At 47.1% G+C, this 17,565-nt stretch carries 9 protein-coding genes and 1 tRNA gene; 5 read left to right on the forward strand and 5 right to left on the reverse strand.

The genetic code is table 11. The features are described 5' to 3' along the window. Positions 1-243: 243 nt before the first annotated feature. A complete protein-coding gene (locus tag QT984_RS07305; RefSeq protein WP_333373668.1) occupies positions 244-6,129 on the forward strand; it encodes a CHAT domain-containing protein in 5,886 nt (1,961 codons plus the stop codon). Positions 6,130-6,239: 110 nt separating this feature from the next. On the opposite strand, the gene QT984_RS07310 is transcribed toward QT984_RS07305, so the two are convergent. Both QT984_RS07310 and QT984_RS07315 read right to left on the reverse strand, forming a co-directional pair. Beyond that, positions 6,240-6,638 (reverse strand): alr0857 family protein, encoded by a 399-nt coding sequence (locus QT984_RS07310; RefSeq protein WP_333373672.1) that lies wholly within the window; start codon positions 6,636-6,638, stop codon positions 6,240-6,242. Positions 6,639-6,798: 160 nt separating this feature from the next. Beyond that, positions 6,799-7,314: an HNH endonuclease gene (locus QT984_RS07315; RefSeq protein ID WP_333056402.1), complete on the reverse strand. Its 516-nt coding sequence runs from the start codon at positions 7,312-7,314 to the stop codon at positions 6,799-6,801. 572 nt (positions 7,315-7,886) lie between these two features. Between QT984_RS07315 and QT984_RS07320 the strand changes: the two genes are divergently transcribed. Together QT984_RS07320 and QT984_RS07325 are read left to right on the forward strand one after the other, a co-directional pair. Then, positions 7,887-8,222 (forward strand): ribbon-helix-helix domain-containing protein, encoded by a 336-nt coding sequence (locus QT984_RS07320; protein WP_039886507.1) that lies wholly within the window; start codon positions 7,887-7,889, stop codon positions 8,220-8,222. Positions 8,223-8,603: 381 nt separating this feature from the next. Next, positions 8,604-10,004: a D-alanyl-D-alanine carboxypeptidase gene (locus QT984_RS07325; protein WP_333313571.1), complete on the forward strand. Its 1,401-nt coding sequence runs from the start codon at positions 8,604-8,606 to the stop codon at positions 10,002-10,004. Between the two features lie 283 nt (positions 10,005-10,287). Here the strand turns inward: QT984_RS07325 and QT984_RS07330 are convergent, their stop codons facing one another. After that, the gene (locus QT984_RS07330) at positions 10,288-11,394 is read right to left on the reverse strand and encodes an N-acetylmuramoyl-L-alanine amidase-like domain-containing protein (RefSeq protein WP_333207816.1); all 1,107 of its coding nucleotides are present in this window, start codon (positions 11,392-11,394) and stop codon (positions 10,288-10,290) included. A 179-nt stretch (positions 11,395-11,573) separates the two neighbouring features. Here QT984_RS07330 and QT984_RS07335 point away from each other — a divergent pair, with 179 nt between their 5' ends. Continuing rightward, positions 11,574-12,851, forward strand: a complete 1,278-nt coding sequence (locus QT984_RS07335) for a serine hydrolase (protein ID WP_333056406.1) — start codon at positions 11,574-11,576, stop codon at positions 12,849-12,851. Between the two features lie 589 nt (positions 12,852-13,440). Here the strand turns inward: QT984_RS07335 and QT984_RS07340 are convergent. Beyond that, positions 13,441-13,512 (reverse strand) — tRNA-Gln (locus QT984_RS07340). 101 nt (positions 13,513-13,613) lie between these two features. Then, positions 13,614-16,424 carry a GAF domain-containing protein gene (locus QT984_RS07345; RefSeq protein ID WP_333233690.1) on the reverse strand — a complete coding sequence of 937 codons (2,811 nt, stop codon included), beginning with the start codon at positions 16,422-16,424 and terminating at the stop codon, positions 13,614-13,616. 741 nt (positions 16,425-17,165) lie between these two features. Between QT984_RS07345 and QT984_RS07350 the strand changes: the two genes are divergently transcribed. Then, complete coding sequence (locus tag QT984_RS07350; protein WP_015175702.1) at positions 17,166-17,552, forward strand: response regulator; 387 nt, start codon at positions 17,166-17,168, stop codon at positions 17,550-17,552. Positions 17,553-17,565: the final 13 nt, after the last annotated feature.

Genomic DNA, 17,565 nt, shown 5'->3' on the forward strand with positions numbered 1-17,565 from the left:
GACGCAGCCAATGACAGACAAAGATTATAAAAAATGATAGAGTTTCTCTTTAACATAAATATTTTTTTTTGACAACTAACGCCCAGCCAATCTTAATTTTAATCACCTCGGTAAAAAATGAGCCAACGCTAAGCAGATTTGCCTATCCAAAAAGAAACTATAGCTTTTGGCTTTTACGGATTCGCTAGAGAAAGGTTTAGTTGACCCCCCTCTCCCAATTCTTAACTCTCCCAAAAAACAATTATGCTGCCAGATAAATACCGAAAAGTGCATCGCTGTCTCCCTCTGGTGATGGGAGTTGTATTCGCTACTACCTACAGCATCCCCATCAGCGGCCAACCCAGGATTCCCACGCCATCCCAATCACCAACAACAGAAAACCTTAACCCATCAGGAATAAAACAACCAGTACAAGCATTTGCTGGACAACTCGCCGTGTTTTTAGGACATGAGGCGGATCTCACCAGTGCTGTCTTTAGCCCCGATGGCAGTAAAATTTTGACGGCGAGTGAGGATGAAACTGCCCGTCTATGGGATCTTAATGGCAATCATTTAACGGTATTTCGAGGTCATGACAAAGAAGTCAGACGTGCTATCTTTAGCCCCGATAGCCAGCACATTCTGACCATTACTGAGTATGAAGCCATCCGCCTGTGGGATCTCAAAGGCAATCTCCTCAAAGAGTTCCGAGGGGTTGAGAATGGCGATAAAGTCATAAATGCCGTATTTAGTCCAGATAGCCGGCAAATTCTCACCATTAGTCGGTTTTCCGAGCGAGCCGGTTTTAGGGATAAATTTCATTTGTGGGATATCAACGGCAATCTCCTCGCTGAGTTCCAAGGTCATCAAAAGATAACAAGTGGCGGATTAGTTTCCTCAAAAGCTGTATTTAGCCCCGATGGTCGCCAAATCCTTTCTGTCGATTCCCATGGAATTGTTTACTTGTGGGATATCAACGGAAATCTTCTCAAAGAGTTTCAAGGGCATAAGGATAGTGTCATTAATGCAAAATTTAGTCCCGATGGTAGCCAAATCCTCACGGCTAGTGCAGATAAAACTGCCCGTCTGTGGGATACCCAAGGTAATGGGTTAGCCGTGTTTCAGGGGCATAAAGAGTCGGTTTACAGTGCAGAATTTAGTCCCGATGGTCGGCAAATCCTCACCGCTAGTAGCGATACAGCCAGGGTTTGGGATACTAAAGCCAATCTTTTAGCAGAATTCCAGGGACATAAAGTTTATCGCTGGGGTGTCCAAGGATTTAGCCCCGATGGCCGGCATATTCTAACCAGTAGTCGAGATGGAACTGCTCAAATTTGGGATACCAAAGGCAATCTCAAAGCAAAGTTGCGGGGACATGAGAGTGCAGTGAGTGCAGTATTTAGTCCAGACGGTAAGCAAATCCTCACCTTCGGGTGGGATCGCGTGCCTCGTTTGTGGGACGTTTCAGCCTCGATTGCTGCTGAATCTGAGCAAATAGTTGCTAGGGAAACCCTTCTAGAAAGTGTGTCTGAAAATAATGCTCAACTGGCAATATTTCGGGGACATGAAAGTTTGGTTAGCAGTGCTGTCTTTAGTCCCGATGGCCGGCAAATTCTCACCGCCAGTCGAGATGAAACGGCACGATTATGGGATCTTAAAGGCAATCTCCTGGCAGAGTTTAAAGGACATGAAGAAGGCGTCTATCGAGCCATATTTAGCCCAGATGGCCGGCAAATCCTCACCACCAATGGTGAGAATATCCGTTTGTGGGACATCACAGGCAATCCCCTCTCTGAATTTCGGGGGGACAGTCACATCAGCGAGAAGATTCGTGTGTGGAATCCTCAAGATGTTCCCTTCTCGGAATTGCAAGGGGGCAGTCACATCAATGCAGTATTTAGCCCGGATGGTAGCAAAATCCTCCCCACCGATTGTCAGTGCTATCCGGTTAGCTTGTGGGATAGCCAAGGTAATCTCCTCACTGAGTTGCGCGTACCCAGGAAAGTTGAGGACATAGAAGAATTGCAGTGGATGGTTAACGGTGCAACATTTAGTCCCGATAGTAGCCAAATTCTCACCGCCAGTGAGGATAAAATTGCCCGATTGTGGGATACCAAAGGTAATCTCTTAGCCGAATTCCCACTCGGACATGAGAAGGCCGTCAAAAGTGTCGTTTTTAGCCCCGATGGTCGTCAATTTTTGACAGCAAGTGATGATGAAATTGCCCGTCTGTGGGATCTCAAAGGTAATCTCTTGGCTGAGTTCCGAGGACACAAACGGGGACTGGAAACCGCCGTATTTAGCCCAGATGGCAGCCAAATTCTCACGACCAGTAATGATGAAACTGCTCGCCTGTGGGACACAAAAGGCAATTTCTTAGCAGAGTTTCGGGTAGATGAAACACATCTTGGAAGTGCAATTTTTAGCCCCGATGGCCGGCAAATTCTCACGACCAGCAGTGAGACTTTCGGCCCTGGAATCGCCCGGTTGTGGGATACCAAAGGTAATCTCTTAGCTGTGTTTCGGGGACATGAAGGTGCCATTCACAGTGCAGTCTTTAGCTCAGATGGTCGGCAAATTCTCACTGCTGGTAATGAAGGCACTGCCCGGTTGTGGGATGTGTCAGTGGCAATTACTGCCCAAGCCGAGCAAATGGCTGCCCTACAAACCTTTCAGGAAAGCTTGTCCCAAAATAACGCTCAACTGGCAGAGTTACAGGAGAACCAGGAAGTCCAGCGTGCGGTATTTAGCCCGGATAGTCGCCATATTCTTACCACGACCGAGAAAGTGGTTCACCTGTGGGATACCAACGGCAATCTTCTAACCCAGTTTCAAGTTTCTAAAGAAAGGCTCTCCAGACCAGTATTTAGCCCCGATAGCCGACATATCCTTGCAGTGGGTGATGAAACTGCCTACTTGTGGGATATCAAAGGTAATATCCTGGCAAAATTCCAAGGACACAAGGGTTCTGTTACAAGGGCAGTATTTAGCCCAGATGGGAATCAAATTCTCACTGCTAGTATAGATAGTACCGCCCGTCTGTGGGATACCAAAGGAAATCTCCTGACTGAGTTTCGGGGGCATGAGTATCAAGTCAACACCCTAGTCTTTAGTCCAGATGGAACTCAAATCCTGACCAGCAGTTCGGATAAAACCGCCCGTCTGTGGGATACCCAAGGTAATCTCCTAGCAGAGTTTCGGGGGCATGAGTGGGTTGATAATGCCATCTTTACCCCCGATCGCCGGCAAATCCTTACCCTCGGCAATGATTCCCACGGGTATGCTCGTCTGTGGGATACCCAAGGCAATCTCCTAGCAGAGTTTCGGGGGCAGAAGGATGTAGAGAAAGGCTCTAGTTCTAGCAGCAGCGTCGTATTTAGCCCGGATGGTCGGCAAATTTTAATCACCAGTGGGGATAGACTCTCCCGGCTATGGGATATCAAAGGCAATCTGTTAGCCATATTCCGAGATCATGACAGTTCTGTCAACACCGCCGTATTTAGTCCTGATGGTCGCCAAATTCTCACCGCTAGTGAGGATAAAACCGCCCGCCTGTGGGATAACCAAGGCAATTTGTTAGCAATCTTCCGAGGACATGAAGATAGTGTCGAAAGTGCCGTATTTAGCCCAGATGGTCGCCAAATTCTGACTGCTAGTCGGGATAGAACCGCCCGTGTCTGGGATATCGCCACCGGAATCAAAGTTTCTGCGGCTGAAGTCGCATTTTTCAAGGGAAATCAACTGTCTAGCCAAGAAACCGCCGAATCTAGACAACTCGCACTTCAAAAGTTAGAAGAAGCCCTCGCACTCTATCGTGCAGAGCGAAACTACGCCCAAGCTGCACAGACTCTCTTATCCATTGGTAAGATTTACGTCAATTTCGGACAATTTCAATCTGCCTTAGACTCGTACAATCAAGCGTTGCCATTATCAAAACAAGCAGGTGCTAAAACAGAACAAGCAGCCCTACTCAACAGTCTCGGTCAACTTTACACTGATTTAGCTGACCCGAAAACAGCCCTGGATTACTATAACCAAGCGTTGCCCTTATTTTATCAATTAAATGACCAAGCGACAGTCGCCAACACCCTCAACAACATTGGTAATATTCACGCTGCTACAGGAAACTGGAAAAATGCCCTAGACTCCTACAACAAAGCCCTAGTCATCTCTCGACCCGCAGGTAATTTAGCAGTAGAAGCTACTGCCTTAACTGGCATTGGTAGCACCTACATCGCTTCAAAAGAATGGTCAACTGCCCTGAATGCGTACAACCAAGCCCTGAGCATCTCCCGACACCTAAACGACAAAGTAAAAGAAACCACAGTCCTCAATCAAATGGGGAAAATACAAGCTGCTTTAGGGCAAAGTTCTACCGCCATTGAAAACTATAACCAAGCTTTATCTCTATCCCAACAACTCGGTTACAAAACAGAAGAAGCGCACATCATCTACAATCAAGCCATCTTAAACCGCCAACAAAATAACCTCACAGTTGCCCAAACCGAAATCGAAACCGCAATTAATATTATTGAAAACCTCCGCACTCAAATCGGTAGCCAAGAACTGCGGCAGTCTTACTTTGCCCGCAACCAAGATTATTACCAGTTTTACATCGATTTGTTGATGCAACTGCACCTGAAAAATCCCGATAAAGGTTACGACGCACAAGCCTTTCATGCTAGCGAACGTGCCCGTGCCCGCAGTCTGCTTGAACTCCTTAGCGAAGCCAGCGCAAATATTCGCCAAGGTGTTGACTCGCAACTGCTAGCCCAAGAACAAAATTTGCAACAACAACTTAGTGATTTTCAGACTCGCAAATACCAAATTGTCATCGCTAAATCTACCCAAGAAGCTGTGAATGAAATTCAACAAAAAATCGATACGATTCTCAAGGAACTTGCTCAAATAGAAGCTAAAATTCGCGCTAGCAGTCCTCGTTACGCTGCCCTCAAATATCCCGAACCTCTCAACTTGCCACAAATTCAACAACAGGTACTCGATGACAATACGCTACTTTTAGAATATTCTCTGGGTGAGGAGCGCAGTTATTTGTGGGCGGTGACGAAAACTTCTTTCACCAGTTACGAACTCCCTTCTCGCACCGAGATTGAAGCTACGGCTAAGAATTTCCGCGATACTTTAACCAAAGAGACCACGAGAACCTCTCCTCAAATGGTTGCTGAATCTGCTGCACTTCTGAGCCAAATGATTCTCGCTCCGGTTGCTTCTGAGTTGGGCAACAAGCGCTTGCTAATTGTTGCGGATGGAGCCTTGCAATACATTCCTTTTGGCGCCCTTACTCTGGAAAAATCTGAAGCGCCGCTAATAGTTAAGCATGAAATTGTTAATCTGCCTTCTGCTTCAACTTTAGCAATTCTGCGGCGGGATATGGCGACTCGTGAACCGGCTCCAAAGGCGATCGCCTTGTTTGCAGATCCAGTTTTTAGCACTGACGATGAACGGCTCAAAGGCACGAGTACATCCTCTGTAGCGAAGAATCAAACTGTTGAAAATCTGCCAGTGGAAGCGCAACAATTACAGAGATCAGCCTCTGAGGCTAACATTTATTGGACTCGCCTACCTTTCTCGCGAACTGAAGCTGAGCAAATCTTGGCTTTGGTACCGGATGATTTGGAAAAACAAGCGTTTGACTTTATGGCTAATCGTACCACGGCAACCGATCCTGATTTATCTCAATATCGCATTGTTCATTTCGCTACGCACGGATTTGCTAATAGCAAACATCCAGAATTATCGGGATTGGTGCTTTCTTTGGTTGATGAGAAAGGTACGTTACAAAATGGCTACTTGCGACTGAATGATATTTTTAATCTCAATTTACCGGCTGAATTGGTGGTGCTGAGTGCGTGTCAGACGGGTTTGGGAAAAGATGTTAAAGGAGAAGGGTTGGTGGGTTTGACGAGAGGGTTTATGTATGCGGGTGCGCCGCGTGTGGTGGTTTCTCTGTGGAGTGTTGAGGATCAAGTAACTTCTGAGTTGATGACACGATTTTACAAAAAAATGCTCCAAGATAAGTTGGCGCCTGCTGCGGCATTGCGATCGGCGCAAATCGAAGTGCTACAGCTTCCAGAATGGCAATCTCCTTATTATTGGGCTGCTTTTGGGCTGCAAGGAGAATGGAATTGAGTGCGCTTCTGGCGGGAGAGGGGGAGAAAGTGGGGGAGTGCGATATGAAGAAAATATTTCCTTCTTGCTTCTTCCCTATTCCTTCTTCCCTCTTCCTTCCACATCCGATATTAATCGCCGACTTCCCCGACAACCTCCGCAGCAGCCTGAGTTTCCAGCCAGAGTTTGAGCAGCAAGAGCTCTGCCCGATCGCCCAAAACAGTCGCAAACACGCCCTGGGCCCCCTCAGACGCGTCAGAAATCCACGTACCGCGCAGAGTCACTTCTACAAAGTCAGCATCAGCAACACAAAGGGCGATCGCATCGTTGTCGTTTCGGCGCGCCTCAGATTCCAACAGAGACAGCGCCGACAAATTCGCGGGCAGCAAAAATGCCGCAGTGCTCGGTTCGACGCTGATGCTTTGACCAACTCGCATAGCCAGCACAACTCGCAGCGCCACTAACTGTTCGGGAGATTGAGCCAAACGCTCGAGGTTAAAGCCCGTTTCAGTGTAAGTCAACTTCAGCATATTGACAGCCCTAAATTTGGAATTGAAAGTTGAAAATTGGTAATTGAAAATTGGCGATCGGGAATTTGGAATTGGGATTTAGGGCAGATTTTAGATGAGCATTACGCATCAATTTAAAATCTAAAATCTAAAATCTAAAATCTAAAATTCTTCCCATGCCCTATTCCCCTATTTGATATTCGTGCCAAAACAGTTCGGCAAAAGCAACAGTGGGGTGTATGGGGGCTTTCGGCTTAGTTCGCAGAGACATTCCAGCTTCTACGGGAGTTCGATCGCCCTTACGAGAGTTGCACCGTTCGCAAGCCGTCACCACATTGTCCCAAGTATGCGGGCCGCCCTTCGATCGAGGCATCACGTGATCCAGCGTCAAATGCCGATTGCTACCGCAGTATTGGCAAGAATGAGCATCGCGGCGCAGAACTTCCCGGCGATTCACCGGGGGCACTTTCCACAGGCGTTCCCTGTTACCAAAAGTCAAGCGGATTTGTTCGGGTACGTGGATGCTGGTGCTGGGCGATCGTACCAGCCAGCCGTTGCCAATGCTAAAATCAAGAGGTTCAGCCTTGCCTGTTACCAACAGTACGATCGCCCGTTTGATGTTGACACGGCTCATCGGTAGGTAATTCTGAGAAAATACCACCACAGATTGCCTCAATACATCAGTTACTACGGTCACGGCTTGCTCCTCCTCATTTGGATTTTGGATTTTAGATTTTAGATTTTAGATTTTGAATCTTGCTTGCTTCGTCAGCATTGGCTACATCTGGTTTTTTCCCAGTTCCCCAAGCCGATCGAATTTCTCAAATATCCAATCAAAATGCCCCCGCTTCTCTTACGAGAGAAGCGGGGGCCAGAAAAACTGCTTTCATGCAAATTTTCATCCTGTCTTGGTACAGTAGTTTAGCTGTACCTCCCGCTTCGCCTCTCTCGATATGGCTGTGCCACTTGCAGACCGTCCCGGTCTACCTCGTTGTCATTAATTTCTGCAATTTGTCCTAATCCACTATAACCAGGTTTTATTAGGCCCAAGCCCGCCCACGAAGTCGCTGCAACAGTCGCAAAACCATTGCTAAAGACGTGCCGTGACGACTCTGAGCGACCCGTGGGGCGATCGCACTTCAGTTGATAGGTGGAGTAGGTGGGGAGAAATTTCAAAGTCGGCAGAAGGTGGTTAAGAGGCTTTCAATCTAGCTGTAAACATACTACACTGATATTACACATATGTCCACCCGTCACGGAGAAAAAATTATGCATACCCTACCTAGAACCTCAACCACCGAAATGGAAGTCACCAGCATTCGACTCGAAAGAGAGCTCAAGGAGAGACTTAAAGAGCTCGCGGGCAATCAAGGCTATCAAGCTTTAATTCGAGATTTGCTCTGGAATTACGTGCAGCAGAAGTCTGGAGAGTATCGGCAGATGTTTTCTCGATCGGATATTCGAGCTAGCATTAATGCCACAGCACAGCAGGAGGAACGCTGCGCGCTTACAGGAGAGTTGATCCGACCGGGCGGCCCGATGTTATTAGGCCTGACGATGCACGGCGAAATGGTGCCACTGAGTATAGGGAGTATGGCCGGATAAACCAGTTTACCCTTAAATTTGTGAGAGCGATCGGCCTGGGGTGAAGGCCCCAGGCGCTGAAGATCAGACTATTTTAGATTTTAGATTTTAGATTTTAGATTTCAATACTTCAAACAGTTTTTGATTACCAACCGTAGAATAAGGGTTTCCCGGCTCCAAGGCAATCGAGATACCAACGAAAAATCGAGGGTTTCAGACTACGAACTAAAAACAGTCCGGACTATTGGTATAAAATTCCGCAGTCTTTAAACAATCTCTATTTAACCAACCGCGAAGACGCGAAGTGCGCGAAGAAAGATGGAGAAGGAAGAAGATAGGCAATTTTAGCGGTTCGGGAGTTTGGTAATGCAGATCCGGAGGCTCGCCCCACGCGCGAGAAGAATGCTAAACTTTCCATCGGGCGTGCCGAACAGACGATCGTACATTATGATGAAAAAAATTAAAGTAATGCTGAAAAACCGCTACTTGACTGCTGCGAGTTCGATCGCCCTTCTCACAATTATTGCCGGATGCGCCGCTACTGAATCAGCTCAACTTGCATCTCCCTCTCCTGTAGCTGAATCCTCCCCGCCGCCGGTTAAACCAAGTCAGCCTCAGCAGCCATTAATAGTCTCTGCTACCAATCCCGAAACCCCCACAAATACCAAAATCCAGCAATATCTCAACGAGTTGGCCGCCCAAGGTTTTGCCAAAGAAAACCAAGGCGTCTGGATGCAATCTGGCAATACTTTGCTAGCCAATCATCAAGGTACCGTTCCTCTGTCAGCCGCTTCTATTACCAAAGTAGCAACATCTCTCGTAGCGCTGCAACAATTCGGGCCGGAACATCAATTTATTACCTTAATTGGTACAACTGGAAAAATTGAAAACGGCGTATTAAAAGGCGATTTAATTATACAGGGAAACGCCGATCCGTTGTTTGTCTGGGAAGAGGCGATCGCCCTTGGTAACGCCTTAAGTCAAAAAGGGATCAAGCGAGTCAGTGGCAATTTGATAATTGTCGATAAGTTTTACATGAACTTTGAACTTGATCCCCTCAAATCGGGAGAATTGCTCAAACAAGGATTGAACAGTCAAATCTGGTCCAGCGAAGCCGCCGCCCAGTATCAAACCCTGCCTCCAAATACGCCGAAACCCCAAATAGCAATTGAGGGTTCTGTAAAAGTTTTGTCAGCATCTCCCAATGACGTGCAGCCTTTAGTCAAACATTATTCTTTGCCCCTCGCTGAACTGATCAAAAAAATGAATCAGTACAGCAACAATCTCATGGCAGATATGCTAGCTGATACTGTCGGTGGCGCTAAAACAGTCGCGCAAAAAGCAGCAGCAGCAACCGGAGTTCCTCCCGCAGAAATTCAACTCGTCAACGGTTCGGGATTGAGCGAAGAAAATCTCATTTCTCCCCGGGCTGCTTGCGCGTTGTTTATAGCTTTAGAACGCTATCTTGAACCTTACAGCATGACAATTGCTGATGTCTTAACTGTAGTTGGGAAAGATGAAGGAATACTATCAGAACGGCCGCTACCCCAATTAGCAGTGGTCAAGTCGGGCACGTTGGATAATGTTAGCGCTTTGGGCGGAGCTTTGCCAACTCAAAAACAAGAAACTGTGTGGTTTGTGATTATGAATGGAGGGGCAAATGTCGAGACATTTCGCACTCAGCAAGAGGTTTTGCTGAAAAGCTTTTTGAATGAGTGGGGAAGTGTTCAAGTTTCGCCGCCGGAATTAACGCCAAATCCTGCTAGAAAGAGTAAGGTATCTCGCAGCGAAATTGTCAATTGATTTGAGGCTGACGCATGGGGGCCCAGAAACCGGGTTTTTTTACAAAAAGACGGGTTGCCATCCGCAAATTCGGCAAAAAACCCGGTTTCTCTACTTGGTAGGGTGCGTCATATCGTTTCCGGTTGCATCGGAATGATTTAACCGCAGAGGGCGCAGAGAACGCAGAGGGAGAGAATACAGAGATGAATACAGGACGATGCTACCGGATTTGATATCAGTACAGAAATTGTGAATTGGCAGCTAAAATAATGCAAGCTGATGCAACCTAGGAGTACAAACTAATTTAATTAGGTGTTTTCGCCCTAGCGACTACTATTCCGATCGCACTTTCGACTCTGCTAATATATCTCTGTAAGTCGTAAGCAACTGTTACCTCCCCAGCCGGCGAAGCGTGAATTAAACCCATATTGCCGTCCGCATTGCGGTAGACTAAACCTGTGTGGGTGACATCCAATCCTTTAACATCGGTGGCTACCGCTACAATATCCCCTGGTTTTAACTGAGAATAAACACTTTTTATGCGATTTGTGGGGATGTAATTAACAGTAGTTTTGGCTAAGTCGGCTTCTTGGCTGACTATGCACTGATAAGTTGCTTCGTCTTTGAGCATTTGCGGGTAACTGCTGCGGTGCTGACTCATGAAATTTAGTGTTTTATTCATGGGCACTCCGCCTAATTCGGCGGTGATATTTTCCACAGTTTGCCGTTTTTGATTGTCGTTAATCCAGTCGGAAAAATAGTGCAATCTGCTGCAATAACCGTTCATTTTACCGTTTAAATACCGCTGTTCTTCTATGCGATTTACAAAGTTTTGATAGTCGTAATCTTGTACTGCTACGCCCCTGGCGATCGCCAAAACGGTTTCTACAAATAAAACGCAATCAAATTTATTCAAAGTTACGATCAACTTTTCTTCGCCGGATTTGTCCAGCAAGCCAGCGGCGTAGGGCTTCCCTAGGAAGTTATCGGCGATCGCCTGGACGATTTCTCCCATCGAGCGATCGTGCAAATTTTGTTGTTTTGCATACTGTACAACCTTTTCAAAACGTGCTATGTCTTCAGGCTGTGCAACGGTTTCTCTCTCGGTATTATTGGAGTCCGATCGTCTCGCCAGCAGTTTCAGCAATTCGGAATAGGAAATTTCCGCTAAATTGTTGAAGTCCCACAACATACTCGGAAAACTGGAAACAGTTTGCTTGTTTGTTAATTCCAGATTTTCGCTTTCTCCCGTCAAGGAAAACGCTAGATCCGCGCCCTGTCCTGCTGTCTGTCGATCGACAACATATCCCGTAGTAGATTGAGACTGAAATGCCCAAACATCAGGTATCAAAGAATTATTCACGCCGACGATCGCAAATCCCAAAACAGCCAGACTCCAAAAATTTTTCATGTTTTTCCAAGGATTTTGCTTCAACTCAGTGCTATCCTGAAAATTTTACAATTACTAGAATTCTCAATCAGCCTAGTAGACCGATAAAATTGGCAACAGCGGACTAGATCGATACACTTGTCATTTAGATGCCGCCCTATTATAAACTGATCGTGCGAGTTTGATAGCACAAAACTGTAATGCAAGTAGAACGCCGACGCCGCCCCCGCCCAATTTCCCCCCGACGCCCAATAGAGCCCCTAGGCGCAATCGGGCCACGACGCCAAAGCAGCCAGCCTCCTGTCAAATCCCGTCGTCGAGTCAGGACGAAATTTTCTCGCTTAAAATACCGTAACATCCTGTGTTTAATTGCCGGGGCGATCGCGATCGGTTGGATTGTCACAATACCGTTCAGAATTCGCCGCGCCCCAGAACCACCAGTCATCTTGGCTCAACAGGCCGTCTCGCCTCAAGAAACACTCTCGCCTCCGACAATTGAACCATCGGAAAATTTAGCCGATCGTCAAAGCGAGCCTACCTTTAGCTACAACATAAAAACACCTCCCAATCCAGTTTACTCTCAAGAATTGCAAGGGATTGTTGATGAAGCTGTGAAGATTGCAACCACCAAAGGAATGCCCGCAGAACGGCTATCAATTACCTTATTTGATGTCAGCAATTCCCAAAGTCACACCTTTGCCGGATATCAAAATCAAACTCTCCGATTTCCCGCTAGCGTTGCCAAGTTATTTTGGATGGCCGCCTTTTACTCAGCCATAGAAAAAGGCATCATTACGCAAAGAGAATCTGCATTTAAAAACGACCTAGAACAAATGATTCGCGTCTCCAACAACGATGCTGCTAGCCGAATTTTAGACAAAATCACAGATACAAAATCCGGCGGCAGGCTCGCAGGAGAAGAGTTGCAAACCTGGCTGAAAAAGCGCACTCAAATTAACACATTTTTCCAGTCCGCCGGCTACAATGATCTTCGTATAAGCACCAAAAATTATCCCATATACTATTTAAGACAAGAAGGGCCAATCGGTCGCGACTTGCAATTGCGGGGCGATGCTTCTGTGCCGATTCGCAATCAAGTAACTACCGACCAAGCGGCAAGATTAATATATGAAATCTATACGAGGCAAGCCGTTTCCAGCGTCGCCAGTCGCAAAATGGCTTACTTGCTGACTAGAGACTTAGACCCCAAGGCATGGAAAAATGACCCTAGCAATTCGATAAAAGGATTTCTTGGCGAATCTTTACCAACTAATATTTATTTTGGTTCCAAAGTAGGCTATACTTCCAAATCCCGCAGCGAAGCGGCCTTTGTCAGAACTTTAGACGATCGCGCGATTTATATCTTAGTTGTTTTCGCAGACGATCCGGCTTATTCCAAGGACGAAACAGCATTTCCGGCAATTTCCCGATACGTTTTCGATCGGCTAAATGCTCGTGGCCCCAGCACTTTGCAGTGATATGGAGTAGGGCCTGTTGACTGTTGAGTGTTGACTGTTAGTCGAAAAACTGAATGATGGTTGATCTCAAATCCGGTAGCATCGGAATTATTCATCTCTCTGTTCTCTTCCTCTGTATTCTCGGCGTCAACAGCGGTTTAATCATTGCAATGCAACCGGATTTGATATGAGTGTTGAATGTTAACTCGATTTTATAGCAACCGCCAAGACGGTTAGGACGTTGTTAATGGGTGAAACGATTGATTTTATTCCTTCTTCCTTCTTCCTTCTGCTATACAATTCCGGCGCAGTCAGAAGTGATCTTACGCACAAACAACGGTTTCTGCGAAAAATGGAAACTGGCGACCAAAAAAACCAATTTCTTGACCACCAATCTAGGATTTTAGGTAAAACCCGCAGGAATAAACCCGGTTTCTGATATCCTATGATATTATTTCCGCTCGATTACCCCTAATACGGTAGGGGCGGGTTCACGAAAAATATCTGCCAACAATTGACAATCTCAAAAACCCGCCCTTTTAATCGCTCGTCGCCCTTGGTCAGAATAGAAACAATGAGTTCAACAATTGATTGACCGGACACAATTTAACTGGGGCGAAAGGATTCGAACCTCTGAATGGCGGGACCAAAACCCGCTGCCTTACCACTTGGCGACGCCCCAACGTCTTAACCTTCACTATCTTAACATTCAAACACAGGAATCTGTCAAGCATTTTGACAAGAAAATTTTAAAAATCTTTTTGAGACCGATCGCCCGCAGGTTTATTCTTTGATCGCAGGGGGGCGAGCTACCGGGATTTCAATCCTGAAATCCGCTCCCTGTCCAGGTTCGGAGATACACTTCAAACTTCCTCCGTGTTTTTCCACCACTATCTGGTAGCTGATAGACAAGCCGAGCCCCGTACCCTTGCCTACAGGTTTAGTGGTAAAGAAAGGGTCAAACAAGTGGCATTTAGCTTTTTCGGGCAATCCGGGCCCGCTGTCTTGAATCCGAATCACCACAACTTGACCCCTCGACTTTCCTGACTCATCAGCCTCCGAGTCTGGGTTCACCACCGCCGTCGAGATTTTGATCGTCTTGGGTGGAGGCTGATTTTCCAAAGAGTCGATCGCATTCGCCAAAATATTCATAAATACTTGGTTGAGTTGTCCGGGATAGCACTCTACCTTCGGCAAGTCGCCGTAGTCTTTAATTACCTCAATTCCCGGCACTAGCCCGTTTGACTTCAAGCGACTCTGCAAAATCAGCAGCGTGCTGTCAATCCCTTGGTGAATGTCCACCGGCTTCATCTCTGCTTCGTCGTGCCGTGCGAAGTTCCGCAGAGACAGGACAATTTGGCGGATGCGTTCAGTTCCCATCTCTATTGAAGACAGAATTTTCAGCAAATCCGGCACTATGAACTCAACATCGATTTCTTCGTTTTTGTCGAGAATTTCGGGGCAAGGCTCGGGGTAATGCTTTTGATACAAGTGCAGCAAATCCAGCAGATTTTTCATGTACTGCTTGCAATAAGTCAAGTTTCCGTAAATAAAATTAACCGGATTGTTAATTTCGTGGGCGACGCCGGCGACCATTTGACCGAGAGAGGACATTTTTTCGTTTTGGATGAGCTGAGCTTCTTTCTGCTGCAACTGCTGCAATGTTTCCGTCAGTTGGCGGGCTTGAGTTTGGGCGGCTAAGGCGGCAGCGCGGGTTTGGGCGTAGAGTTCGGCTTGGTCGATCGCGATCGCCAGTTGATCCACCACCGCTTGCAGCAATTCCACTTCGCTCGTCGCCCAGGAACGGTGGCTGCTGTAATGGTTGCAAACTACAGCACCCATTTGACCGGAGCGAGTCTTGAGCGGCAGCAGCAGGTTAGAAACAATCCCGATACTTCTCAAAAAAGCTCGCGTGGCCGGTTCGATGCACAGTGCTGTGGCAGCGTCGCCGATCCGGAGGGTTTGGCGGTGGCTAATTTTCTCGGCCAGCAGCGTTACTTGTTCGATCGGGTATTCTGTGAGCCGCTCTTTGAGTTCGGGATTTGCCGCCTCGTGGGTAATTGCAAAGCTGGGCTGACCGTCTCGCGAGATGGAGTACCACAAAAAGTAGCACTGGTCAACCTGCAACAAGCTGCGAATTTCGTTCACAGCCGTATCTAAAATTTTGTCGAGGTCTAGGGAATTCCGCATCTGGCTGGCGAGGCCGAAGAGCAGGCCTTCCCGGCGGCTCAACAATTCTTCTCGGGCTGCGTGGCGATCGATCGCCACGGCGATGGCGTTAGCAATGCAACCCAGAACTTCTAGCGCTCCCTCGCTTGCCAAAGCGCTACTGCACAGAGCCATCACTCCCACCAGCCGCTCTTCGACAATCAACGGATAGGTAATGGTACACAGAGACGGGTTCGACATTAGACACACAGGAGCCGTTTGGAGTTTTCCCACTTCTGTTGGCACCCAATCTTCTATTTCTTTTGCCCAATCTTGGCTCCTAAGTCCTGAATTGGCCTGCAATTCTAACCGCTCTGTCTGCTGGTTGAAAGTCCAGATGCTCGCCCCTGTGGCGTCGAGGTACTCTACCATTGCCTCGGTGCAGCGATTGAGGATGACCGATATTTTCCCGCCTTGTCCGAGGGCTGCACCGACTTTAGCTTGCAGGGTTCCCAAGCGAGCTCGCTCTTGTAGGGACGCTGCCGTCAGTTGGCGATCGGATGTGTCGCCCGGGCCGGCAACGATTTCTCGGATTTGTTGGGTATCGTCCGCGCGCCCGATGCCCGCTGAAGCTTCCCACACATATTGAGATGTGCCTGTTTCCCCCAGCGTCGGGAGGTTTTTTGTGCCGTATATTGTCCTGCTACTCTGTGGCGTAGGTACCGCAGACAAGCTCGATCGGTTCGAGCCAGAAACTAACTCCGAGATTTGCGGGCTGTCCGAGGTGATATCTTCTACCTCTGGCAACTGTTTCTGGGCTTTGACTAATTGCCAGCGCAGCTCCACCAAACTCGCAACTTGCCGACTTAAAGCTTGCATAGCTTCTATCGTTTCTTTTGTCAAGTCTCGCGGCACCGAGTCCATGACGGATAGCACTCCCAGCACCTGCCCCTCAGAGCTGACAACTGGGATTCCGGCGTAAAATTTCACGAAGGGGTAGAAAACGATCAGCGGATGATCGCCAAATCTCACATCTGTGGAAGCGTCTCTAACAATGGCGGCAGGCAGTTCTTTAAAGGAATTTATAGGAAGTTCGATCGCAAATTCGGAAGCAACGGGCGGTTGTTGCAGGGAAATTGCCCGGTCAAATTCCGACTTTGAGTTTGAACTCTGGGCGAAATCTTCGGGAGTTGGGTCTAGGGCGCGAGCGCAAAAATTCAGGTAACGGTGGGTCAAAGTTCGATCGATACCTAACTGCGACTTCAACCAGTGGCGATTACCGTCAATCAAGCTCAAGAAAGCAATAGGAGTTCGGCTCATCTGAGCTGCCAAACCGACCAAACTGTCCAAGCAAGCCTCTGGATCAGATCCCAGAAGCTGATACAAATCAATGTTATGGAGCTTGAACACTTTTTTTTTACCAAGAGGCAAGGGTGCTTTCATCATGTGTAACTGCCCGTCTAGTTGCTGGCAACCGCCCTTCTCAATACTTCCCTTGAAAAACAAGCTATGAATTCTGTGCTGGGAGACTCGGGGCGCAAGTTCGGCGCAGGTTGCTTGCGCCGAATTCAGACTAACCTCTTGACTGATCTGAAAACTTTTGAGTTATCGGAGTTAGAGCACCCCATATCTAAGACTATATAAATTATACTTCCAGTTGACTATGCTTTTGAATACCTCGGACTCTCTCAATCTAAGACCCTCTGTTGGGAGGAAGCAGCTTTCCAAAATATATGACTATTGCTTACCTAGAATTTTTTTATCAGTTTAATTGTATTTTAACAGACTTCTCTAATCGTGGGTAGCTGGCTTGCTGGTAGATTTAAATCAGGGGTTTGTGCCACAATACCAGTGTCCTTTACCGAGCTGTGCCTTAGCCGAGTGTTCAACTACAGTTAGGAGATGAATTACAAAAAATTGGTAAGATGTTAAACTTTGTAACAATAGTTGTTCAAACTCGACCTTTTAGGGTTTTTGACCCCGGATGCACATTTTGCAACTGTTGTAATTGCCGATCGACCAATCTCCCAATCCCTTTTTTCGAGTTTGAGGTAAAAAAACAGGGGTAAAGTTTCAACTAACGCTCCAACGGAGTTGACAATTATTGGCTAGAGGCAACTCTCAAAAAATAACTGAACGAAGTATGTTTTGTATTTTCAAGAACTATAAATAAACAGGGAGAAGAATATGTCTGCAAGTAGCAGTCAAGTACCAACTATTTTGGCAGTTGATGATAGCGTCGTGATGCAAGGACTTGTTAAACAGGCCTTAAGCAAAGAGTTCCGAGTTCTCGTAACCGACAATGCAGTGGATGCTTTGTCAACGATTTATCACGAACAAATTTCGGTTTTGTTGCTGGATGTTTCGATGCCCGGTATTGACGGATTGGAACTCTGCCGCACGGTGCGGAGCTTACCTCAGTTTCAGAATTTGCCGATCGTAATGCTGACAGCGCGAGATGGAGCCTTTGATAAGGTACAGGGGCGTTTGGCGGGAGCAACAGAGTATTTAACTAAGCCGTTTGATGCTGATAAGTTGCGCGAGGTAATTGGTAAGTTTATCAAAATCAAATAATCGGACTTAGGAC

It is taken from the genome of Microcoleus sp. Z1_B2 (assembly GCF_036700325.1).
Classification (GTDB): Bacteria; Cyanobacteriota; Cyanobacteriia; order Cyanobacteriales; family Microcoleaceae; genus Microcoleus.